This is a genomic window from Amycolatopsis sp. NPDC043889, assembly GCF_056435645.1.
This window is the reverse complement of record NZ_JBWKEC010000001.1, coordinates 144,985-164,473: the sequence shown is the minus strand read 5'-3', so window position 1 is coordinate 164,473 and position 19,489 is coordinate 144,985. Positions and strand designations below refer to the sequence as shown.

The following is a 19,489-nucleotide window of genomic DNA, read 5'->3' as shown; positions in this document are numbered from 1 at the left end:
ATCTTGATCATGGCGTGGCGCGGATAGTTGCTCGTTGCGGGTTGCTAGGACCAAAGACGCTGGTCAGCGTCTCGTGGATCAACCTCGCCAGGTCCGCCTCCCCGTCCGTCTCCGCCCACCGAAGCAGCGCCACATGTGCCGCCCCCAGGCACGCCATAGCCGTAGCCCGCACCTGAAACTCCTCCTCGGGCGAAGAAGAACCGAGAGCAGCCACGATCGCATCGGCCGTCGCGTACTGGCTGTCCAGGTGTCGCGCCCGCAGCGCCGGAACCGAGATCATCAGTCGTAGCCGCGCCAGCAGGAAAGCCTTCTCCTGCGAAGACCCCAAAGCGGCGGTCGACTCCAGCGCGCGCCCGATCCGCAGGGGCAAAGGGCCAGGAGGCTGCGCAGTGACGGCAGAAGCCGTCACGGGGTCGTACTCGTCGTAGAGGACCAGGTCCTCCTTCGTCGGGAAGTGCCGGTAAACCGTCATCGCCGAGACGCCGGCGGCCGCGGCGACGTCGGCGACGGTGGTCGCGTCGTAGCCGACGTCGGTGAAGAGACGGATGGCGTGCGTCTGGATGGCGAGCCGGGTCTCGGCACGCTGGCGGTCTCGGAGGCTCACGTGGTAGACACTATCAAAGTGTTAGTCACTAACATCTGGGGTGCGCATGAAGACGGCATTGGTGACCGGGGCGTCGCGGGGGATCGGGGCGGCGATCGCGCGGAGGCTCGAGAAGGACGGCATACGAACCATCAAACTGTCGAGTGAGCAGGCCGACTTGTCGACCATGGCGGGAGTCGACAACGCCCTCGAGGGCATCGACAGCCTGGACATCCTGGTCAACAACGCGGCCGCCCAGCCGGCAGGCCCGATCGAGACGGACACGCCCGAAAGCTTCGACCGCCTGATGGCGGTGAACGTGAAAGCGCCGTACTTCCTCATCCAGCGAGCACCGCTGAACGACGGCGGCCGCATCGTCAACGTCTCGTCGGTCGCGACCAGGATGGCCAACCCCGCCCAGACGTCCTTCGCGATGACCAAGGGCGCGCTCGAGACGATGAGCCGCACCCTCGCCCACCAGCTCGGACCGCGCGGGATCACGGTCAACGTCGTCGCGCCGGGCGCCACCAGGACCGCGGACAACGGCGAGATCTTCACGCCGGAGCTGGAGGCCGCCATCAAACCCTCACCGCGCACCGGAGGCTCGGTACAGCGGAGGACATAGCGGACGTCGTCGCCTTCCTCGCCTCCGACGACGCCCGGTGGGTGACCGGGCAGGTCCTCGACGCGAGCGGTGGGTTGTTCCTCGGTCCTCCGGCCCAAGGGGTTCAATAGGGCGGTGACGTGGTTCAGCGAGGACGAACTCCGCAGGCAGGCCGGTGACGTCTCCTTCGCGCGCGGCGCCAAGTACCTGGAGTCGGTCGAGACGCTGGACGACGTCGCGGGCGGGGTCACGGCGGTGGTCAGCGGCACCGACCGGTACACGGTCCGGTTGCGCGACGTCGACGGCGAGCTGGTCGGCGAGTGCACCTGCCCGCACGCGGCGGACGGCTTCTTCTGCAAGCACTGCGTGGCCGTCGGGTTGCTGGTCCTCGAGGGCGTGGCGGACGGCGGCGCGGCCGACATCCGCGGGTACGTCGAGACCCTGGACCGCGCCGAGCTGATCGAGCTGCTCGTCGGGCACGCGAACGAGGACCCGGCCCTGTTCCGCAAACTCTCGCTCAAGGCGGGCCGCGGCGACCTCGACGCGTTGCGGCGTCACGTCGAGCGAACGTTGCGGTTGCGCGGTTTCGTCGGCTTCCAGGGCACGGTCGCGTACACCGAGAAGGTGCGCGAGGTGCTCGCCACCGCCAGGGAACTCATGGACGGGCCGCTGCTGTGCCGCATCATCGAGCTGGTGGTGGAGGCGCTGGACTTCGTCGAGGACTCGTTCGGCGCGCTCGGCGACGAGGCGCGGGGCGCGCTCGCGTTGTACGCGGAGGCCTGCGCGGACTCGCCGCCGGAGCCCAAGGAGCTCGCGGAGTGGCTGCTTCGGCTGGACCTCGACGGCTCCGGCCGGGTCGACGTGAACATCGCGGACTTCACCGCGAGCCTCGGTTTCGAGGGGCTCGCGGTGTTCCGCGCCGGTGTCGAGGAGCGGTGGAGGCTCGACGACGGAGAAGACCCGTACCGCAGCCGCAAACTCCAGCGGCTGCGTGAAGGGTTCGCCGCGATGCGGAACTGGAAAGCCTAGAACCGCTGACGGTTGCGGTACAGCTCCTCCAGATCCCGTCGCCCCGCCTGGTCGCCGGTGTCGGCGGCCGCGCGGAACCAGTGCTCGGCCTCCTGGAAGTTCCCGTGGTCGGCGGCGAGCCTGCCGAGGTTGGTGTACGCGGGGACGCTGCCGAGCTCCGCGGCCTTCCGGTACCAGGCGGTGGCCTCGCCGGGATCGTTCCGGTCGTTGGCCAGCACGCCCAGGTTCGTCATCGCGGCGGCGTCGCCCCGTTTGGCGGCCTTGAGATACCAGTGTTCGGCGGCGTCGAGTTCGCCTCGGCGGTGCAGCACCACGCCGAGGCGGACGGCGGCGTCGGGGGCGCCGGCGGCCGCGGCGGCGTGGTAGCAGCTTTCGGCGCGCGTGAGGTCGCCCCGTTGCTGGGCCTGGTGGCCGAGTTTGATCAGCGACGTCGCGTCGGCTTCTTCGCTCGCCTTGCGCCACCAGGGATCCGCTTCGGAGGTCCGGCCGGTGTCGCAGAGCACGGCGCCCAGCGTGATCATTCCTTCGACGTTGCCCGCCTCCGCGGCGTCGCCAGCCCAGTACTCGGCTTCCTGGAGTTCGCCACGCCGGTGCAGTGACCGCGCCAGTTCCGCCATCGCCTCGACCCGGCCCTCGACGGCGGCACGCCGCCACCAGTCCTCGGCGGCGTCCGAATCCCCTCGTCGTGCGCAGAGATTTCCCAGATGCGACATGGCATGCGAATCACCGGCCGTCGCCGCTTCCCGATACCAGCGTTCGGCCTGTTCCGGCACGCCGCGCTCGGTCAGGAGACGCGCCAGGTTGCCCATCGCGACCCTGTCCCCGCCCTCGGCGGCCTTCCGGAACCACGCCTCCGCCTCGTCGAGATCGCCGCGCTCCAGCGCGGTGGATCCCATACGTGCCATGGCGATCACGTGCCCGCGTTCCGCGGCCTTCCGGTTCAGATAGTCGTCGACCCGGGTGTTCCACTTACGTTTTCCGTCGCCCACAAGCCCGCTCCTTCCGGCAGCGTTCCTGGGGTAGTCGCAGCTCAGGGCTTCGATGTGACAACATCGCGGCAACGACTACCCGGCGAACCCGGGCTCAAGCGGACAGTGATGATCGACCGATGATGGACTGTGTCTTCGTGCCGTACACCGCGCACGGTCATGTGAATCCGATGCTCCCCGTCGTGGTCGAACTGGTGGCCAGGGGACACCGGGTGCGGGTGGTCCTCTCCGGCACCCGATTCGAAGACGTCGTACGCCGGACAGGTGCCGAACCGGTGGTCTCGCCGCCGGACCATGTCGTGCGGGTGGCGCCGACGGCGCGGCCGCCGGAGATCGCCGCGTGGATCCGGAACCGGACGCGCCGCCGGATCGCCTGGTCCGCGGCTGCCCGCCGCTGCGAGCGGGAGTTCGCCGCCGCCCGGCCCGACCTGGTGATCGCCGACCCGGCGGTCCCGTGGGCGCGCCGTCTCGCGCGGCGGCACGCCCTGCCGGTCGTCACGTTCTGGACGACCCACGCCGGCACCGCGGCCGGTTCCGGCCCGGCGCTGGTCAACGCCCTGCCCGAACTCCAACCGCGGGCGCACCGCTTCAGCTTCGTGGGGCCGTTGATCGCGCCGGTCGCCACCGAGGACTGCCCGGCGCCCGACGGCCCGACGTTGCTGGTGTCGCCCGGCACCGTCTTCGCCAGGACACCGGAATTCTTCCGGCGGATCGCGCGGGCGTTCTCGGGCACGGAATGGACCGTGCTGATCGCGACCTCGCACACCCCGCCGTCCGCGCTGGGGCCGTTGCCCGGCAACGTGATCGCGCGCCGCTGGCTGCCGCAACGGCAGCTGCTGCCCAGGGTCGACGCGTTCCTGACCCACGGTGGGATGAACTCCGTCCAGGAGGCGCTGGCCCAGGGGGCGCGGATGCTGGTCACGCCTCGGAGCCGGGAGCAGCGCGCCACCGCGCGCAGACTCGCGGAACTGGGGCTCGCCCATGTCTGGGATCCGGCGACCTCGCTCGTGCCGGGCGTCGAGCGCCTGCTCCGGGACGGCCGAGTCCTGGCGAACACGACGTCGATGCGGTCGCGGCTGGCGACGTATCCGGCCGCGTCGCTGGCCGCCGACGCGCTCCAGGAAGCGAACGGGAAGTACTGAAGTCATCACGCTGCGAGATCGCCTCGCGGTAGGGTCGGAGCCGATGCCCGAGGGGGGAAGGAGCGGCTCCGTGCTCGCAGAGATGCGAAATCCGTATTTCGTGGACCGAGGCCCCGAACGCGCCGAATTCCGGCGGCGCAACGAAGAGGCGCGTTCCACCGGGCAGCCTCATCTGATCTTGTTCACCGGCCCCCAAGGCGTCGGGAAGACCGTGCTGGCCACGGAGGTCTGTCACGAAATCGCCGAGCACTACGAGATCGTGCTCTTCTGCGACACACAGGGTTCGGCGGGTACGCAGGGGCGTCTGGAGGCCCCGGAGATCGCTTTGCACCTTCTCGAAGACCTCGGGGTGGTCGGAGAAGCCATGCCGGCCAGGGACGAGCGCCGGATCGCGGCCCTGCGCGCCCGGCTCGCCGGACGCAAGGTACTGCTGTACCTGGACGACGTCGCCACGGCCGACCAGGTGGTGCCGCTGCTGTTCGCCTCGCCCCAGCTCGCCGTGGTCGTCACCAGCCGAAGCAGCTTCGACAAGCTGCGGATGAACGGTTTCACCACGTCGACGGTCAAGACCTTCGGGCCGGAGGCGGCCGCCGAACTGGTCGTCAAGCGCACCGGCACCATGGTCGGCGCTCGCGAGATCGAGGCCGTCAACCGGATCTGCGAAGGGCTGCCTCTCGCCCTTTCCGTCGCCGCGGTGCGACTGGGCGACACGGGAGGCACCCCCGCCGAGTACGTCGCGGAGCTGAGTGCCGGAAATCCCTTGTCCGCCCTCGAACTCGACGACGAGCGCCCGGTCCTCAAGATCTTCGACCTCGCCTACGCGGAACTGACCGAGGAAGAGCGGTTCGCGTTCAAGGCCTTGAGCCTGCTCCCCGGCGTCGATTTCGGGACGGCCATCGCCGCGGCCGTCCTCGGCCGGGCGGCGCCCCACACCAAGCGCCTGCTGGAACGGCTCACCAAGGGCAGCCTGATCGAACGCACCGGCCCCGGCAGGTACCGCTATCACAGCCTCCTTCGCGAATTCGCCAAGGACAAGGCGCTCTCCGAGTTCGACGAGTCCGTTTTCGCCGGCATCGCCACGAAGGCCGTCCAGTGGAACTGGCGGCTGGCGGTTTCGCTGGACAAGACGCTGTCGAACCGGCCCGCCCCGATCCAGGCGGAAAGCCACTACGCCGAGATCGAGGCCTTCGAAGGCGACGCCTGGGCCGAGTTCACGAAGGAATGGCCCAATATCGTGGCCGCCGCCAAGGAGGCCCGCGCGCTGCCGACCGAGGAGATCGGCGCGATCTTCCCGTTCTCCTTGTGGTACTTCGGTTATCAGACGAAGCGGCACGACGACGTCATCGACGCCTATCACGAGATCCTCGGCCGCTGGACGGAACCGCCGGATCGCTGGCAGGTCCTCCGTGACCTCACCGGGCTTCACGAGGCCGCCGGAGAATTCGATCAGACCGACGCGTATGTCAAGGAAGCCCTGGAAGTCGACTATCCGCCGGGGCGGCAGAGCACCTACGACTGGTACGCCCTGGCCCAGGAAGCCCGCGGCAACCACGAATTCGCGCTCGAGCTCTTCGGGAAGTCGCGGGAAGCGGTGGCCTCGATGGAGGTCTCGCGGCAGCCGCGGGCGCTGGCGCTGCTCGACCTGCACACCGGCCGGGTGCTGTTCAAGCTCGGCCGCTTCGAGGACGCCCGCGGACCCGCGGCGGCGGCCTGGGAATTCTTCCGGACCGCCGACCGCGAAGAGGCCAACAAGGCGTTTTCGGGCGGCCGGCTCGGCATGATCCTGCACGCACTCGGCGAGGACGCAGAGGAGTTGCTGGTCCCGGCGTTGGCCCTCTTCGAACGATTGGGAATGGCGAAGCAGGCCGAGGAGATCCGCGCCGTGCTCAGCGAAGAGTGACGCCGAGGCCGTAGCGGCCCGAGCCGAGTTCGACCGTGATCGACGGAGTGAGCTCCTCCAGAGGATGCCCGTCGTCCAGCCAAGCGCGGACGACGGAGGCGTGCACCTCGGTGGGACCTGGGCCGGAGACTTCGACACGTCGCCCCGACGGCGCCGTCACGACGCTCTTCCCCTCGCCGAGGACAGCACCGACTACTCCAGCGCGCAGTCCGGCGACGGCGTCCGTGCCGGTCAGCACCGAGGCTCCCGAGCGGATCGAGCGGAGCGGGTGGTCGTCCGGGCAGCACAGGTGCGGATCGGCCCCGGCCCCCACGCCGAAGCTCGGCCGGATACCTGGTCAGCCGGACGAGCCGCCCAGCACGGTCGGTTTCGTGGTGGACTTCGGCGGCGACGCGGTGCGACGGCAGGATCGCGAGCCGAGGGGCGGGCGCCGGACCGAGCGGGATCTCGTTCGTGGGCTCGGAAAGGCCGAGAACCCGGTAGAAGACGCCGCGGAGCCGCTGGAGTGACTCGCCGGGGACCGAGGTGACAAGTTCGGCGACCCCCGCGAAATCGCCCGGGCGGTACTCGTCGAGGACGCGCCTGACCTGAGGGAGCAGCGGGCGCCGCCGGTCGAGACGGGGCGCGGTCTCGCCGAGAACGGAGATGGCCGTTCCCGGCGCGACATCGTCGTCGCCGAAAGCCGCCAGCGCCGTCGGTCTCCCCAGCGCCGCACCGTATCCCGTCACCGATCCGTGGTCGCCGACGATCAGGTCGGCGGCGGCGAGCCCCGCCTGCCAATCGTCCACTTCGGACAGAACGACCAGGCCGGAACGGACACAGTCGGCCAGCCACGTGTTCAGCTGCCACGGACTGGGCCCGTGCCGGACGTTGGGGTGCACGACGGCGAGCACCTGGAACTCGTCGATGGGCAGCGCGGCGAGCAGGTTCCTGAGGAAATCCGGCCAGGAGCCGAGCAGGGCGTTCGACCACCATGTCGACGAGGTCAGGACGACCTCGCGGTCACCGGAACCCAGCGCTTCGCGATACCGTTCGCGGTACGGCAGGCCGGCGAGAATCCGGTCATAGCAAGGATCTCCGGCGACCACGGCCTTCCCGGCGGCGGCGGGCACCGTCTCGGTGAGCAGGTCCAGCTGAGCGGTGTGGGAGAGGACGAACGCTTCGGCGATCGGTTCGCCGTCGTGCAGCAACCATTGTGGCGAAAGGCCGAAGATCTGCCGATTTCCGGATTCTCGGTTTCCGGGCGAGTATTTCGTATATCCGATTCCGTGCGAAAGAACGACCTTGGGGCCGGTCATATCGGTGATCCCGCCGTGATGGCTCGCCGTGACGACCAGGTCGAACTCGTACCGTTCGGCCTCCGCCCAGGGAATGACGGCCATGCCCAACGTGTCGAGAAGTTCGCGCAGGCCGTGCCGGAACGGATCCCCGGCGCAGGTGAACACCACCTGGACGCGGAAATCGTTCTCGAAGGCGGGAAGCACGTCCAGCAGCCGGGTCACCGTGGTGACGTTGTGCGCGATCACGAGGACTCGGCGGCGGACCGCGACGGTCGCCCACTTCGCCGTCTTGATGCCGACCAGTGCCTCGTTCACGGCCTGACCGTAGCCGATCCGGCGAAGGTGGCCTGGATCACGTTGCTCGGTGTCATCGCCGTGTCGCACCCGGTTCCCTCACGCCGCGAGGTGATACTCGGGCGCTCCCAACCCCGTCGAAAGGAACCGCGCGGTGGCCACGCGTACCAGCCAGATGACCACGGCACAGCGGCTGCTCCTGCTGATCACCCTCGCCGCCGTCGTACTCGCGGTCTTCTGGTTCGTGAGCGGCAAGGGCGACGCGCTGCAGCCGAAGCCCGCCAACCCCGCGAGCGCCGCCGACGCGCGCAAGCAGCTGGACGAGCTCACCGTCGCGCCGCGCGGTTCGATGGACGGCTACGACCGCAAGAAGTACCCGCACTGGGACAACCAGGGGAACAACTGCAACACCCGCGAGTTCGTGCTCAAGCGTGACGGCAAGGACGTCAAGGCCGGTTCCGACTGCGCCCCGACCTCCGGCAGCTGGACGAGCATCTACGACGGCGAGACCTGGACGAAGCCGACCGACGTCGACATCGACCACATGGTCCCGCTCGCGCAGAGCTGGGTCAGCGGCGCGAAGTCGTGGACCGACGAGAAGCGGCGCCAGTTCGCGAACGACCTGACCCGCCCGCAGCTGTTCGCCGTCACCGACAACGTCAACCAGGAGAAGAGCGACAAGGCGCCGGACCAGTGGAAGCCGCCGCTCGTCTCGTTCTGGTGCACCTACGCCACCGACTGGATCACCGTGAAGCACTACTACGGCCTCACGATCACCACCGCCGAGAAGAGCGCGCTCAGCGACATGCTCGGTCGTTGCTGATCCGCCCGAATTCGGGTTGGCTGGGGCGATGGCGACCTTCGTACTGATCCACGGCGGTGGCGGCAGCGCCTGGGACTTCCACATCCTCGAGGCGGAGCTGACCGGCCGCGGGCACGACGTCGTCGCGGTGAACCTGCCGATCGACGACGAGAAGGCCGGTTTCCCGGAGCACGTCGACGCCGTCGTGAACGCGATCGGCGACCGCGAGGACCTGGTGATACTGGGCCATTCCTACGGCGGCTTCACCGCGCCGCTCGTCGCCGGGAAGCTGACGGCGCGGCTGCTCGTGATGCTGACGCCGATGATCCCCAAACCGGGCGAGACACCCGGGGATTGGTGGAGCAACACGGGTTTCGAGGACGCGAAGGACCTCACCGACGAGGAGAAGTTCTACAACGGTGTCCCCTCGGACATCGTCGCGGAGGCGGGCTCGCACGGCCGGAACCAGGTCAGCGCCGAATGGGCACAGCCGTGGCCGCTGGACGAGTGGCCGGACGTCCCGACGAAGGTGCTCATCGGGCGCGAAGACCGCTTCTTCACGCCCGAGTTCCAGCGCCGGGTCGTCCGGGACAGGCTCGGCTTCGCCCCCGACGAGATCGACGGCTCCCACTCCGTGCCCCTGAGCCACCCCAAGGAACTGGCGGACCGGCTGGAGTCCTATCTCAGCGTCTAGTAGGTGAACCCGCGTCCGCGATCGACGGCGACCTGGTCGTCCAGGTCGCGAATGCCACTTTCGCCCGGGCGACCGGCCCTACCAGCGGTCCAGCCGCATGACCTCTTCGAGCGGCTGACGCGGGGCCGGCTTGAAGGTGTCACCGGTGTAGAACGCCGTCGGGATGAGCGCGGCCTGGTGCACGTTCTCCGGCAGGCCGAGGATCTCCGCGGCCTCCTTCTCGTACGCGAGGTGCAGCGTCGTCCACGCCGTGCCGAGCGTGACGGCCCGCGCCGCGAGCATGTAACTCCACGCCGCGGGCAGCAGGTTCCCCCATAGACCCGCCTGGTTGCCGGCGGGCAGCTCCGCGCTGTTCGTCTCCAAGCACGGGATGACGTGCACGGGCACCTCGCCCATCTTGTCGGCCAGGTACTCGACACTGGAGCCGACGCGCTTCTGCACCTTCGACCGCCGGGGGTCGTCCGCGAACAGTTTCCCGGCCGCGTGCGGGGAATCCAGGTACTCGCGGCACGCCCGCTGATACAGCTTGCCGAGCTCGGCCCGCTGCCCGGGATCGGTGATCACGAGCCAGTGCCAGCGCTGCGTGTTCGACCCGCTCGGCGCCTGCAGCGCCACCTGGAGGGCGTGTTTGACCAGTTCGAGTGGCACCGGCCGGGTCAGGTCCAGTCGTTTGCGGACGGTCCGGGTGGTCGTCAGCAGCTCTTCGGGCGTCATCCGGCGATTATGTCGTTATGATCCGCTGGTGGGGAGGCCGCCGCGCGAACGAGGGATGGGCACTTTGCTCAGGCACGTCCTCGAAGTGACCGAGGCGGACGTCGCCGCGTTCTTCGAGGACATCGGGCTGGGGGACTACCGCCCGCGGTTCACGCCGTTCGTCCGCGCGATCGTCACGCACGGGCCGCTGCCCATCCGCGACCTCGCCGCCGAAGTCGGCGTGACCCATTCCGCGGCCAGCCAGACGATCGCGCAGATGGCGCGCCAGGACCTCGTCTCGCTTCGGCCCGGTGCCGACGCCCGGCAGCGGATCGTTTCGCTGACCGAGAAGACACGGCGCCTGATGCCGACGCTCGAAGCCGAATGGGCGGCGACCAGCGCCGCGGCCGCGCAGCTGGAAGCCGAACTGCCGTACCCGCTCAGGGAGGTGCTGGTCGCCGCCGTCGAGGCCTTGGAGCGGAAATCGCTCCGGGAACGCATCGCCGAAACGGACGCGGCGCTCAAGCTGGGGCGTCTGCCCGGTCGAGACTGAACACGGCCCAGACGTACTTCCCGCCGGAGCAGAGCTCGTGGCCCCAATCGTCGGACAACGCGTGCACCAGCTGGAGACCGCGGCTGCGCGCCGCCATCGGCGACGGCTCCTTCAGCTTCGGCCGCCCCGATCCGGAATCGAAAACCCGCAGGGTGAGCCTGCCGCCGGAGTATTCGACTTCGAGCCTGTCCGGCTTCTCGCCGTGCTCGAAGGCGTTCGTGACCAGCTCGGAGGTCGCCAGGAGGACATCGTCGACCGCCGGGCCGTCGAGGCCGAAGTCCGCCAGAGTCGCTCGCACCGCCTGCCGCGCGACGGCCGGTGCCGTCACATCGACCGGCAGGGGGAGGGAGACCACCGGCAACGAGCCCTCCGATCGGGTCTTGGACATCGTCATGGTTCCGCACCTCCCCTCACGAGAGACTCCCAGATCCGCTGTTCGCCTCCCAGATACCCACAAGGGCCGTCGACGAATCAGGTCCCGTTCGTGAGTTCGGTCTCGCTCAGACCTTCCCGCAGTTTCTTGAGCGTGGCGGCCAGCAATCTTGACACCTGCATCTGGGAAACACCGACACGGCGGGCGATGTCCGACTGGCTCATCCCGGACCCGAACCGCAGCGCGACGATCTTGCGCTCACGGTCGGGCAGCCGTTCCAGCATCGGCCGCAGCGCCTCGCGCAGCTCCGCCTGGCTCAGGTTGGCGTCGGCCTCGCCGAAGCGGGTGTGCGCCGAGTTCTCCAGGAGGTTGTCCAGCGAGGCTCCGTACCGGCCCTGGCCGGCACGGAGACCCTCGTAGACCTCGTCGATCGGGACGCCGAGATGGGCGGCGATCTCGCTGGGCTTCGGCGCGCGGGAGAGCCGGATCGTCAGCTCTTCGCGCACGGACGAGATGTTCGCGTTCAGCTCCTTGAGGCGCCGGGGCACCCGCACCGACCAGCTGTTGTCGCGGAAGTGGTGCCGCAGCTCGCCGGAGATGGTGGGGACCGCGAAGGCCAGGAAGTCGCTCCCCTGGCCGGGGTCGAACCGGTCGACGGCGTGGATCAGCCCGATCGTCGCGATCTGGACCAGATCCTCCATCGACTCGTCCCGGTTGCGGAACTTGCGCGCCAGATTGCGCGCGAGTTCGAGGTGCGCGCGTACCAGCTCGTCCCGCAGCGCTTCGCGTTCGGGAGCGCCCTGGGGCAGCGCGCACATGCGCTCGAACAGGGCCGGGACGTCCGCGCCGTCTTGCTCGACGGGTTCGGTCACGGCCGGGCCGCCTCGCTCTCCCGGACGAGTTCCACCCTGGACAGGTAGCCGCCGTCGGCCGGGGTGACACTCCGCCGCGCGGACGTCGCCAGCGCGGTGAGCAGCTGCCAGGACAGACCGGTCTCGTCGTCGGGTTCCGGGGAGTCCGAAAGCACCGAGACGGTCACCTCGATCCGCCCGTCCTTCCACGAGAAAACGCAGTTCAGGTGCCCGTCGGCGGCCGAGGGGAGCAGCATGGAGCACGCCTCGTCCACCGCCATCCGGAGGTCTTCGACGGCGTCCAGGTCGAAGTCCTGGCGCATCGCGATGTCCGCGACGATCGTCCGGAGAGTCGGTACCACGTGCGGTACCGCGGCCGTGCGTACCTCGATGAGTTGAGCGCCCTCCCCGCTGGGCGGGGTGTTGTCCACCACGTGTGTTCCTCTCTCGAGCTGCGCTGCCGATCGGTCAGATGCCCTGGGTGTGAGCAAACCAAACCCACGTTTGAGCCGCGCAGGGGGCGGGCATGTAACCGGCGACAAACGATCTCCTGGGAAGGCGGGGACCGACATGGCTGACGTGAGCCGGCTGCCGAACGTGGTGGCGGAAGAGTGGGATTGGCAGCTCCATGGGTCGTGCCGAGGCGCCGACAGCAGCTTGTTCTTCCACACGGACAACGAGCGTGGTTCGGCCCGCGAGCGGCGCGAATCGCGGGCCAAGGCCATCTGCCACACCTGCCCCGTGCTGGCGCAGTGCCGCAAGCACGCGCTCTCGGTGCAGGAGCCGTACGGCATCTGGGGTGGACTGGGCGAGATCGAGCGCCGCGAGCTGTTCCTCCGCGAGCGCCGCGCCGAGCGCAAGGCCTTGACCGCGCATTGAGCGCGTCCCGGGCACCGGTCGGCGACGCGCGCGACGGCGATCGTGGCGCCCCGTCCGTACTGGGTTAGGGTTGGGACTGTCGTTGCGGGGACAGCCACGCCTACCCGCCGAAGAAGAGCGTGCGTCCGTGTCCGGACTGGGCGCGGCCGTCGCTTGAGACCACAGGCGCGTTCCGGCGCTGAGCGTCGGTTCTCACCTGATGAGGAGAATGTGCATGCCCGCAGCGGACCAGAACACCACGCCGCCCGGTTTCAGCATCACGCTGGACGCCGACGCGTCTGAACCGCGTGTGGTGGTCACCGGTGAGCTCGACCTGCTGACGAGCCCGCAGCTTCAGGAAACCCTCGGGGCCCTGATCACCGACAAACCGTCGGGTCGGGTGGTCGCCGACCTGACCGGCGTGACGTTCTTCGACTCCTCGGCGCTGAACGTGGTGCTCCAGGCACAGCGTCAGGCCGCCGAGAAGGAGGTCGAGCTCGAACTGGTGCCCAGCCCGCAGGTGAGCCGAGTGATCGAGCTCACCGGCGTCGCCGAGCACCTCAGCGTGTCGGAGGAGCCTCCCGCCTGATCCCCCGATACGGTCGTGGGCTCGTGATCCGCGACACCTGGGGGCAGCACGATGATGGGGCGGACGCATGCCCTGACCGGATGGTGCGCGGGCCTCGCGCTCGCACCCGCGGTCGGGGCGGGCACGGTGCACCAGGCGGTCGTGTTCGCCGCGACCACGGCCGGATTCGCTCTCCTGCCCGATCTGGACCATCCGGGCGCTCGCGCGTCAAAGCTGCTCGGCTGGTTCACCGGCGCGATCTCCTGGCTGCTTCGCCGGGTTTCGGCGGCTCTCTACGCGCTGACCAAGGGACCGCGCGACGAGAAGGTCACCGGTAAGCACCGGCACCTCTCGCACACCGTCCTGTTCGCCGTCGGCCTCGGCTTCCTGACCTCCTGGGGTACCGCCGAGGGCGGACCATGGGCCGTGTTCGGTGTCGTCGTCCTCGGCCTGCTGCTCGCGGAAGGCGCGCTCGGCGACTGGCTCCTGCCGGTCAGCGGCGCCGCGGTCGGTTGGTGGGTGTGGACCGCCCCACCGGACAAGGCGGCGCAACTGGCGGAGATCTCCGGCTGGCTCGGCATCGCCGTCGCGGCCGGGTGTTTCGTGCACTGCCTCGGGGACGCGCTGACCGAGTCCGGCTGTCCGTTCCTGTTCCCGATCCCGATCGCGGGCGAGACCTGGTACGAGATCCGGCCGCCGAAGCCGCTGCGGTTCCGCACCGGCAAGAAGGTGGAGAACCGGCTGATCTTCCCGGTGTTCGCGGTCGCCGCGGTGGTGCTGATCCCGGGTGTCTGGGAGTACCTCTTCACCACGGTCCAAGGACTGCTCACACCGGACGGGACGCAGACCGCGGTCCACTGAGCTGTGCCCTGGGCCGACCGCTCTCCTTCACCTTCGCGACCCGGCCGCCGGTGCCGCGCCCAGAGCCCGGCGAGTAGTGAAGGCCTCCTTGCCTACCTTGAGGGTAGGCAAGGAGGCCTTCACGGAATGCCCTCGTCACCGGCGGCGTTGAATCGGAACGCCGGACCCGGTTGAGGAGGGGGAACAGTGGACAAGCCCGTGCTGCGCGCCGACGCGCGCCGCAACCGAGCGAAGGTGCTCGCGGCCGCCGAAGAGGCCTTCGCCGTCGACGGCCTCGCCGTCCCCCTCGACGAGATCGCCCGGATCGCCGGCGTCGGCGCGGGCACCGTCTACCGGCATTTCCCCAGCAAGGAAGCGCTCTTCCAAGCCGTCGTCGTGGACCGGCTCGAACAGTTCGCGCGGGAAGCACGCGAACTGCTGACCGCCGAAGACCCCGGCGAAGCGTTCTTCGACTTCTTCAAACGCGTCGTCCAGCAGGCGTCGCGCAACCGGGCACTCTGCGACGCGCTCGCCGAGACGACCGGGCTGGGTTTCAAGGCGAGCGCGGGCGACGAGTTCCGCTCGGCGACGCAGGCGCTGCTGGCGCGGGCACAGGCCGCGGGCGCGGTGCGCGAGGACATCGACGGCGACGATCTGCGCGCCCTGATCGCCGGTTGCCTCGCCGCCGAACGGTACTCACTCGAAGAGCGGCATCTCGTGCGGATCATTGTCGACGGATTGCGCACGCTGCGTAACAAAACGTAAGATCAACGCGAGAAGTCCTCGTACCTGCGCTTCGCGTGGCGAGGGGGTGCCGGATGTTCGGTCAGGGTCCCACCACCGGTCCCGTCACGGTCGCGGCCATCGCCGGCCTCGCGACCGGGCTGCTCGTCGCCGCCCTCCTGGTGGCAAGCCGCGAGCCGCAGCGCCGCGTGTACGAAACCGGCACGACCCCGTCCCCGGCCACGACCTCCCGTTCGGTCGGGCCGGTCACGGTCACCGTGCCGGGCAGCGCCCCGGAACCGCTCGTCATCACCCGCACCAACACACCGGCGCCGCGCACGGTGACCAGGACCGTGACGCCTTCACTCACCTCGACGGCACTTCCGACCAGTACGACCACGGGGTTCCGAAGCGACTGATGCAACCAGGGCGGCCTTCGCCTCGTCTGCCCGGTATGCGGCGACTTCCCGTTTTCCTGCTCCTGCTCGCGACCTTGACCGCGTGCGATTCCGGTGAGAAGGCCTGCCCGGCCATCGGCCTGGCGGAGGGGATCTCCCTCGACATCCCGCCGGAAGTGGCCGCCGGTATCACCCGCGTGTCGCTGGAGTTGTGCTGGGCGGGTGACTGTGTGACCGAGTCCGCGCCCGGTGGCGAGCACGTCTTCATCCCGACCCGGGGCTTGCCGACCACGCCGGTCCGGACCACGGTGACCCTCGACGACGGGAAACCCCACGTACTCGACGTGACGCCGGTGATCGCCTATCCGGCGGGCGAGGCGTGCGGAGGCGGCGTGCCGACCGCGAAACTGGTCGCGACACCCGGCGGCGAAGTACGGCAAGTACCGTGAAGGCCGCCCGCCCCGACGGACGGCCTTCACGGTTTCCCCTGTGGCTAGCCGACGTCGCGACGCCGCCAGCCCATGAGCCCGGCCACGAGCGCGACCACGGCGACCGCGGTCAGCCAGACCAGCGGTGTCGCGGTGAACTCCGCGGCGGGCAGTTTCGGAACGTGCGAGAACGGTGAGGCGTCCACGACCGCCTGCGGCAGGTCCAGCACCGGGCCGAACAGGCTGAGCAGCAACGCCAGCCCGGCGATCGCCCACGCCGCCGTCGAGAACTTCGGCGCCAGGCCGAAGAGCGTCACGGCGAGGCCGGTGATCACCCACACCGCCGGAAGCTGCGCCAGCGAAGCGACCACCATGTCCCCGACCGAGTCGGAGACACCGCCGGCCCGCATGCCGTTCGACAGTCCCAAAAGGACACCGCTGACGACCATCATCAGCGCCGTGCCGCCGAACGTGAACACGAGATGGCTTCCCAGCAGCCGCATCCTGCCCACGCTCGTCGCGAGCAGTGGCTCGACCCGAACGGCGGTCTCCTCGGCGCGGAGCCGCAACGCGGACTGCACGCCGTAGAGCGCGATGACCATGGCGAACAGGCCGGTCATCGCCGCCATGAAGGCGTCGATCAGCCCGTCCGTGCCGCCGAGGCGCTGGAAGATCTCCTTCGCTTGCCGGCTTTCCCCGACGACGTCGCCGATACCGCTCGCCACCGAGCCGAACACCGCGGCGCAGAACGCCGTGCCGATCAGCCAGCCGATCAACGGGCCCCGGTGCAGCCGCCACGCCAGCGCGAACGGGCTGCGCAGCGACGCCGCCGCCTCGGCGGGCCCGGGACGCGGCGGGATGATGCCGGTGCCGACGTCGCGCCGCGGGAGCAGCGCGTACCCGGCGGCGCCGACGACCACGGTCGCGGCCAGCGGCAGCAGGAACACCCACCAGCGCTCGTCGGCGAACGGCCGGATCTGCTGCGCCCACCCGATCGGGGAAAGCCAGGAGACCCAGGTCGCGTCCGAGGTCGAGTCGCCGACGGCGCGCAGCAGGAACGCGACCCCGACCGCGGTGGCGCCGATCCCGTTGGCCGTCCTCGAATACTCGGCGACCTGGACGGCCACCGCCGCGATCGCCGTGAAGACCAGCCCGGTCGCCGTGGTGGCGGCGCCGAGCGCGAGCGAGCCGCCGACGGGCAGCTTCGCGCCGATCATCAGCCCGGTCTCGACGAGTCCGATGAGGACACTCGCGCCGGCGGACACCAGCACGCCCGCGGTCAGCAGGGCGTATCGGCCGACCACCGCGGAGGCCAGCAGTTCCGCGCGGCCGGAGTCCTCCTCGGCGCGGGTGTGCCGGGTGACGGTGAAGACCGCCATCAGCCCGGCGACCAGGGCGAGGAACCCGCCGAGCCGCCAAGCGGTGAACCCGCCCGCGGTCGAGAGGTCGAAGGCCGGGCCGTAGATCAGCGAAAGGGACGGGTTCGCGCCCATGCTCGCGGTGAGCCCGGCCCGTTCGGCGGCCGTCGGGTACAGGGTTTCGAACGTCCCCGAGGAGGTCGAAGGCATGATCCCGAGCAGGACGATCCAGATCGGCAGGACGATCCGGTCCCGCCGCAGCGCCAGCCTGGTCAGCTGCCAAGTGCCGACGAGTCCGTGGACGGCACCCGAGACCGCGGGACGGTCCAGCGTCGCGGTCATTTCGCGCTCGCTTCGGTGGTGTAGTGACGGAGGAAGAGCTCTTCGAGCGTCGGCGGCTGGCTGGTCAGGCTGCGGACACCGACCTGGGTGAGCTGCCGCAGCGCTTCGTCGAGAGAGCGGGTTTCGACATCGAAGCGGACCCGGTTGCCCTCGACCTTGAGGTCGTGGATGTTCTGAAGTTTCGTCAGCCCGTTCGGCGGGCCGGCCAGCTCGGCCGAGATCGACGTCCTGGTGAGGTGCCGGAGCTCGGCCAGCGTGCCGGTCTCGACGGTGTGCCCGTTGCGGATGATGCTGACCTTGTCGCAGAGCGCCTCGACCTCGGCGAGGATGTGGCTCGACAGCAGCACCGTGCGGCCCTGCTCGCGTTCCTCCTGGATCGCGTACTGGAAGGTGGCCTCCATCAGCGGGTCGAGGCCCGAGGTCGGCTCGTCCAGGATCAGCAGGTCCACATGCGAGGCCAGCGCGGCCACGATCGCGACCTTCTGCCGGTTGCCCTTGGAGTAGGTGCGCCCCTTCTTCCTGGGGTCGAGGTCGAACCGCTCGATCAGATCCTTGCGGCGGCGCTGATCGAGCCCGCCCCGCAGCCGCCCCAGCAGATCGATCACCTCGCCGCCGGACAGGTTGGGCCAGAGGTTCACGTCGCCGGGGACGTAGGCGAGGCGCCGGTGCAGGCTCGCCGCGTCCTTCCAGGGATCGCCGCCGAGCAGGCGGACGTCGCCCGAGTCCGCATGGAGCAGGCCGAGCAGGACCCGGACGGTGGTCGACTTCCCCGCGCCGTTCGGGCCGAGGAAGCCGTGCACCTCCCCAACGGGTACCTGCAGGTCAAGGCCGTCCAAAGCCTTGGTCCGGCCGAAGGATTTGTGGAGGCCGGAGATGGAGATGGCGTTTTCCATGCGGCTGAATGTACAGTGATTTCACGAAGTTGTGAAGTTAAGAAACCATATGGATGGTGTGATCACTCTGGGGACGTAGGAGAGGATGTGCTCATGACGACGACGCCTGAGAGTGCTTCGAGCACCCAGAGAGACGAGGACGCCGTCCGCCGTTACGTGGAGCATCTGGGCCTCACGCTCTCCCAGATCGGGATGCAGAGGATGCCCGCCAGGGTGTTCGCCGCGCTGATGACAACCGACGCCGGCCGCCTCACCGCGGCCGAGCTGGCCGACCAGCTCTCGGTGAGCCCCGCCGCGATCTCGGGAGCCGTGCGGTACCTGGAGCAGATCGGGCTGGTCGCGAAGGAACGCGAACCCGGCTCGCGCCGCGACCACTACCGGCTCTTCGACGACCTCTGGTACGCCACCTTCATGAAGCGCGACCGCATGATCACCATGTGGCGCGACGCGGCCGACGAGGGCGTTTCGGCGCTGGGCGAGGACACGCCGGCGGGCGAGCGGGTCGCCGAGATGCGCGACTTCCTGAGCTTCATGATCAAGGAGCTCAACGACATGTACGCGAAGTGGCACGAGACGCGGGCCGAAAAGGGCAAGTAGGGCGCGCAGGCGCGGATGGTCGTTCGGTACAGGTGGTCGTGAGTGGCGATTCGGGTTCTAACCCGAATCGCCACTCACGACCAACGCGACCACCAGCGTGCCCGCCAGCCTCTCCGCCCACTGGTCCAGTTCTTCGGGGGACGGCTCGCGGTCGTCGAAGGACGCCAGGAACGCGTACTGGAAACAGGCCCCGAGCAGCAGCGACGCCGCCGCGTCCAGATCCGCGTCCTCGCGAACCCTGCCGAGCCGGACCTCCTCGCCCAAGTACGCGGAGACGCGCACCAGCGGGACGTCCGGCCCGCTCGCCCGGCTCATGACCCGGTCCCGATGGGTCGCGAGCAGTTCCCGCGAGGAGAACAGCGACACCGCGATCGGGAAGCTCTCCAGATAGAACGACAGCGTGATCCGCGCCAGCCGGGCGAGATTCTCCGCGAGCGGTGTGTCCGCCGCGGAGCTCATCAGCTCGTCCAGGGTCGTCCCGAGCGCGGGCAGCCGCTCGGTGAGCACGCTCATGAAGATCTCGGTCTTGTCCTTGAAATGCTTGTACAGCAACGCCTCGGAGTAGCCCGCCGCCCGTGCGATGGCCTTTGTCGTGGCGTGCGCGTAGCCCTGCTCGCGCATCACCTTCGCCGCCGCGGCGACGATCTCCTCGCGGCTTCCCATGTTCGCTCCTGAGGGCTTCTCAGCGTTCGCTCGA

Annotated in this window: 27 protein-coding genes; 17 read left to right on the top strand and 10 right to left on the bottom strand. The window is 69.4% G+C overall.

Annotation, left to right across the window (positions count from 1 at the left end; translation table 11 throughout):
* Positions 1-7: 7 nt before the first annotated feature.
* On the bottom strand, positions 8-604 hold the full coding sequence (locus AC0685_RS00895; RefSeq protein ID WP_478223677.1) for a TetR/AcrR family transcriptional regulator: 597 nt from the start codon (positions 602-604) through the stop codon (positions 8-10).
* A gap of 46 nt (positions 605-650) precedes the next feature.
* Between AC0685_RS00895 and AC0685_RS00890 the strand changes: the two genes are divergently transcribed.
* From AC0685_RS00890 to AC0685_RS00880, 3 genes are read left to right on the top strand one after another with little or no spacing between them, the layout of a single operon-like run.
* Entirely contained in the window at positions 651-1,208 is a 558-nt protein-coding gene (locus tag AC0685_RS00890; protein WP_478223676.1) for an SDR family NAD(P)-dependent oxidoreductase, read from the top strand.
* Complete coding sequence (locus AC0685_RS00885; protein WP_478224428.1) at positions 1,205-1,318, top strand: hypothetical protein; 114 nt, start codon at positions 1,205-1,207, stop codon at positions 1,316-1,318. The genes AC0685_RS00890 and AC0685_RS00885 overlap by 4 nt, the downstream gene beginning before the upstream one ends.
* 4 nt (positions 1,319-1,322) lie before the next feature.
* Positions 1,323-2,216: an SWIM zinc finger family protein gene (locus AC0685_RS00880; RefSeq protein WP_478223675.1), complete on the top strand. Its 894-nt coding sequence runs from the start codon at positions 1,323-1,325 to the stop codon at positions 2,214-2,216.
* Here AC0685_RS00880 and AC0685_RS00875 read toward each other — a convergent pair.
* Positions 2,213-3,205 carry a tetratricopeptide repeat protein gene (locus AC0685_RS00875; protein WP_478223674.1) on the bottom strand — a complete coding sequence of 331 codons (993 nt, stop codon included), beginning with the start codon at positions 3,203-3,205 and terminating at the stop codon, positions 2,213-2,215. The genes AC0685_RS00880 and AC0685_RS00875 overlap by 4 nt on opposite strands.
* A gap of 119 nt (positions 3,206-3,324) precedes the next feature.
* On the opposite strand from AC0685_RS00875, the gene AC0685_RS00870 reads away from it, so the two are divergent.
* Both AC0685_RS00870 and AC0685_RS00865 read left to right on the top strand, forming a co-directional pair.
* Entirely contained in the window at positions 3,325-4,347 is a 1,023-nt protein-coding gene (locus AC0685_RS00870; RefSeq protein WP_478223673.1) for a nucleotide disphospho-sugar-binding domain-containing protein, read from the top strand.
* 70 nt (positions 4,348-4,417) lie between these two features.
* Positions 4,418-6,247, top strand: a complete 1,830-nt coding sequence (locus tag AC0685_RS00865; protein WP_478223672.1) for an NB-ARC domain-containing protein — start codon at positions 4,418-4,420, stop codon at positions 6,245-6,247.
* Here the strand turns inward: AC0685_RS00865 and AC0685_RS00860 are convergent.
* Positions 6,234-6,485, bottom strand: coding sequence for a hypothetical protein (locus AC0685_RS00860; protein WP_478223671.1), 252 nt, complete (start codon positions 6,483-6,485; stop codon positions 6,234-6,236). The genes AC0685_RS00865 and AC0685_RS00860 overlap by 14 nt on opposite strands.
* Between AC0685_RS00860 and AC0685_RS00855 the strand changes: the two genes are divergently transcribed.
* The 4 genes from AC0685_RS00855 to AC0685_RS00840 all read left to right on the top strand — a co-directional run bounded on the left by AC0685_RS00855 (position 6,472) and on the right by AC0685_RS00840 (position 9,317).
* Positions 6,472-6,756: a hypothetical protein gene (locus AC0685_RS00855; RefSeq protein WP_478223670.1), complete on the top strand. Its 285-nt coding sequence runs from the start codon at positions 6,472-6,474 to the stop codon at positions 6,754-6,756. The genes AC0685_RS00860 and AC0685_RS00855 overlap by 14 nt on opposite strands.
* A 928-nt stretch (positions 6,757-7,684) precedes the next feature.
* Positions 7,685-7,849, top strand: coding sequence for a hypothetical protein (locus tag AC0685_RS00850; RefSeq protein ID WP_478223669.1), 165 nt, complete (start codon positions 7,685-7,687; stop codon positions 7,847-7,849).
* A gap of 126 nt (positions 7,850-7,975) precedes the next feature.
* The gene (locus tag AC0685_RS00845) at positions 7,976-8,644 is read left to right on the top strand and encodes an HNH endonuclease family protein (RefSeq protein WP_038507695.1); all 669 of its coding nucleotides are present in this window, start codon (positions 7,976-7,978) and stop codon (positions 8,642-8,644) included.
* 28 nt (positions 8,645-8,672) lie between these two features.
* Positions 8,673-9,317 (top strand): alpha/beta hydrolase, encoded by a 645-nt coding sequence (locus tag AC0685_RS00840; RefSeq protein WP_478223668.1) that lies wholly within the window; start codon positions 8,673-8,675, stop codon positions 9,315-9,317.
* A 78-nt stretch (positions 9,318-9,395) separates the two neighbouring features.
* On the opposite strand, the gene AC0685_RS00835 is transcribed toward AC0685_RS00840, so the two are convergent.
* Positions 9,396-10,031: a nitroreductase family protein gene (locus AC0685_RS00835; protein ID WP_478223667.1), complete on the bottom strand. Its 636-nt coding sequence runs from the start codon at positions 10,029-10,031 to the stop codon at positions 9,396-9,398.
* Positions 10,032-10,086: 55 nt separating this feature from the next.
* Between AC0685_RS00835 and AC0685_RS00830 the strand changes: the two genes are divergently transcribed.
* Positions 10,087-10,563 carry a MarR family transcriptional regulator gene (locus AC0685_RS00830; RefSeq protein ID WP_478224427.1) on the top strand — a complete coding sequence of 159 codons (477 nt, stop codon included), beginning with the start codon at positions 10,087-10,089 and terminating at the stop codon, positions 10,561-10,563.
* Here the strand turns inward: AC0685_RS00830 and AC0685_RS00825 are convergent.
* From AC0685_RS00825 to AC0685_RS00815, 3 genes are all read right to left on the bottom strand, one after another.
* On the bottom strand, positions 10,532-10,957 hold the full coding sequence (locus AC0685_RS00825; RefSeq protein WP_478223666.1) for an ATP-binding protein: 426 nt from the start codon (positions 10,955-10,957) through the stop codon (positions 10,532-10,534). The two genes, AC0685_RS00830 and AC0685_RS00825, sit on opposite strands and share 32 nt — an antisense overlap.
* Positions 10,958-11,034: 77 nt before the next feature.
* Positions 11,035-11,808 (bottom strand): SigB/SigF/SigG family RNA polymerase sigma factor, encoded by a 774-nt coding sequence (locus AC0685_RS00820; RefSeq protein WP_478223665.1) that lies wholly within the window; start codon positions 11,806-11,808, stop codon positions 11,035-11,037.
* On the bottom strand, positions 11,805-12,221 hold the full coding sequence (locus AC0685_RS00815) for an anti-sigma factor (RefSeq protein ID WP_478223664.1): 417 nt from the start codon (positions 12,219-12,221) through the stop codon (positions 11,805-11,807). Before AC0685_RS00815 ends, AC0685_RS00820 begins: the two co-directional genes overlap by 4 nt.
* Positions 12,222-12,357: 136 nt before the next feature.
* Between AC0685_RS00815 and AC0685_RS00810 the strand changes: the two genes are divergently transcribed.
* The 6 genes from AC0685_RS00810 to AC0685_RS00785 all read left to right on the top strand — a co-directional run bounded on the left by AC0685_RS00810 (position 12,358) and on the right by AC0685_RS00785 (position 15,623).
* Positions 12,358-12,666, top strand: coding sequence for a WhiB family transcriptional regulator (locus AC0685_RS00810; protein ID WP_478223663.1), 309 nt, complete (start codon positions 12,358-12,360; stop codon positions 12,664-12,666).
* A gap of 214 nt (positions 12,667-12,880) precedes the next feature.
* Positions 12,881-13,234, top strand: coding sequence for an STAS domain-containing protein (locus AC0685_RS00805; protein WP_126732363.1), 354 nt, complete (start codon positions 12,881-12,883; stop codon positions 13,232-13,234).
* A gap of 54 nt (positions 13,235-13,288) precedes the next feature.
* The gene (locus AC0685_RS00800) at positions 13,289-14,074 is read left to right on the top strand and encodes a metal-dependent hydrolase (RefSeq protein ID WP_395862365.1); all 786 of its coding nucleotides are present in this window, start codon (positions 13,289-13,291) and stop codon (positions 14,072-14,074) included.
* Positions 14,075-14,260: 186 nt separating this feature from the next.
* The gene (locus tag AC0685_RS00795) at positions 14,261-14,818 is read left to right on the top strand and encodes a TetR/AcrR family transcriptional regulator (RefSeq protein WP_478223662.1); all 558 of its coding nucleotides are present in this window, start codon (positions 14,261-14,263) and stop codon (positions 14,816-14,818) included.
* Between the two features lie 53 nt (positions 14,819-14,871).
* Positions 14,872-15,195, top strand: a complete 324-nt coding sequence (locus AC0685_RS00790) for a hypothetical protein (RefSeq protein WP_478223661.1) — start codon at positions 14,872-14,874, stop codon at positions 15,193-15,195.
* Between the two features lie 35 nt (positions 15,196-15,230).
* The gene (locus AC0685_RS00785) at positions 15,231-15,623 is read left to right on the top strand and encodes a hypothetical protein (RefSeq protein ID WP_478223660.1); all 393 of its coding nucleotides are present in this window, start codon (positions 15,231-15,233) and stop codon (positions 15,621-15,623) included.
* Between the two features lie 44 nt (positions 15,624-15,667).
* Here the strand turns inward: AC0685_RS00785 and AC0685_RS00780 are convergent, their stop codons facing one another.
* Positions 15,668-17,302 carry an ABC transporter permease gene (locus AC0685_RS00780; protein ID WP_478223659.1) on the bottom strand — a complete coding sequence of 545 codons (1,635 nt, stop codon included), beginning with the start codon at positions 17,300-17,302 and terminating at the stop codon, positions 15,668-15,670.
* Positions 17,299-18,195 (bottom strand): ABC transporter ATP-binding protein, encoded by an 897-nt coding sequence (locus AC0685_RS00775; protein WP_478223658.1) that lies wholly within the window; start codon positions 18,193-18,195, stop codon positions 17,299-17,301. Before AC0685_RS00775 ends, AC0685_RS00780 begins: the two co-directional genes overlap by 4 nt.
* Before the next feature lie 93 nt (positions 18,196-18,288).
* On the opposite strand from AC0685_RS00775, the gene AC0685_RS00770 reads away from it, so the two are divergent.
* Complete coding sequence (locus AC0685_RS00770; protein WP_478223657.1) at positions 18,289-18,792, top strand: GbsR/MarR family transcriptional regulator; 504 nt, start codon at positions 18,289-18,291, stop codon at positions 18,790-18,792.
* Between the two features lie 57 nt (positions 18,793-18,849).
* Here the strand turns inward: AC0685_RS00770 and AC0685_RS00765 are convergent, their stop codons facing one another.
* Complete coding sequence (locus tag AC0685_RS00765) at positions 18,850-19,455, bottom strand: TetR/AcrR family transcriptional regulator (RefSeq protein ID WP_478223656.1); 606 nt, start codon at positions 19,453-19,455, stop codon at positions 18,850-18,852.
* Positions 19,456-19,489 lie beyond the last annotated feature (34 nt).

What these genes read in the sequence shown, in the direction of transcription:
- AC0685_RS00890 (WP_478223676.1), top strand. Translation starts at nt 651, where the DNA reads ATGAAGACGGCATTGGTGACCGGGGCGTCGCGGGGGATCGGGGCGGCG.
- AC0685_RS00870 (WP_478223673.1), top strand. Translation starts at nt 3,325, where the DNA reads ATGATGGACTGTGTCTTCGTGCCGTACACCGCGCACGGTCATGTGAAT.
- AC0685_RS00840 (WP_478223668.1), top strand. Translation starts at nt 8,673, where the DNA reads ATGGCGACCTTCGTACTGATCCACGGCGGTGGCGGCAGCGCCTGGGAC.
- AC0685_RS00835 (WP_478223667.1), bottom strand. Translation starts at nt 10,031, where the DNA reads ATGACGCCCGAAGAGCTGCTGACGACCACCCGGACCGTCCGCAAACGA.
- AC0685_RS00830 (WP_478224427.1), top strand. Translation starts at nt 10,087, where the DNA reads ATGGGCACTTTGCTCAGGCACGTCCTCGAAGTGACCGAGGCGGACGTC.
- AC0685_RS00825 (WP_478223666.1), bottom strand. Translation starts at nt 10,957, where the DNA reads ATGACGATGTCCAAGACCCGATCGGAGGGCTCGTTGCCGGTGGTCTCC.
- AC0685_RS00810 (WP_478223663.1), top strand. Translation starts at nt 12,358, where the DNA reads ATGGCTGACGTGAGCCGGCTGCCGAACGTGGTGGCGGAAGAGTGGGAT.
- AC0685_RS00805 (WP_126732363.1), top strand. Translation starts at nt 12,881, where the DNA reads ATGCCCGCAGCGGACCAGAACACCACGCCGCCCGGTTTCAGCATCACG.
- AC0685_RS00800 (WP_395862365.1), top strand. Translation starts at nt 13,289, where the DNA reads ATGGGGCGGACGCATGCCCTGACCGGATGGTGCGCGGGCCTCGCGCTC.
- AC0685_RS00790 (WP_478223661.1), top strand. Translation starts at nt 14,872, where the DNA reads ATGTTCGGTCAGGGTCCCACCACCGGTCCCGTCACGGTCGCGGCCATC.
- AC0685_RS00785 (WP_478223660.1), top strand. Translation starts at nt 15,231, where the DNA reads ATGCGGCGACTTCCCGTTTTCCTGCTCCTGCTCGCGACCTTGACCGCG.
- AC0685_RS00780 (WP_478223659.1), bottom strand. Translation starts at nt 17,302, where the DNA reads ATGACCGCGACGCTGGACCGTCCCGCGGTCTCGGGTGCCGTCCACGGA.
- AC0685_RS00775 (WP_478223658.1), bottom strand. Translation starts at nt 18,195, where the DNA reads ATGGAAAACGCCATCTCCATCTCCGGCCTCCACAAATCCTTCGGCCGG.
- AC0685_RS00770 (WP_478223657.1), top strand. Translation starts at nt 18,289, where the DNA reads ATGACGACGACGCCTGAGAGTGCTTCGAGCACCCAGAGAGACGAGGAC.
- AC0685_RS00765 (WP_478223656.1), bottom strand. Translation starts at nt 19,455, where the DNA reads ATGGGAAGCCGCGAGGAGATCGTCGCCGCGGCGGCGAAGGTGATGCGC.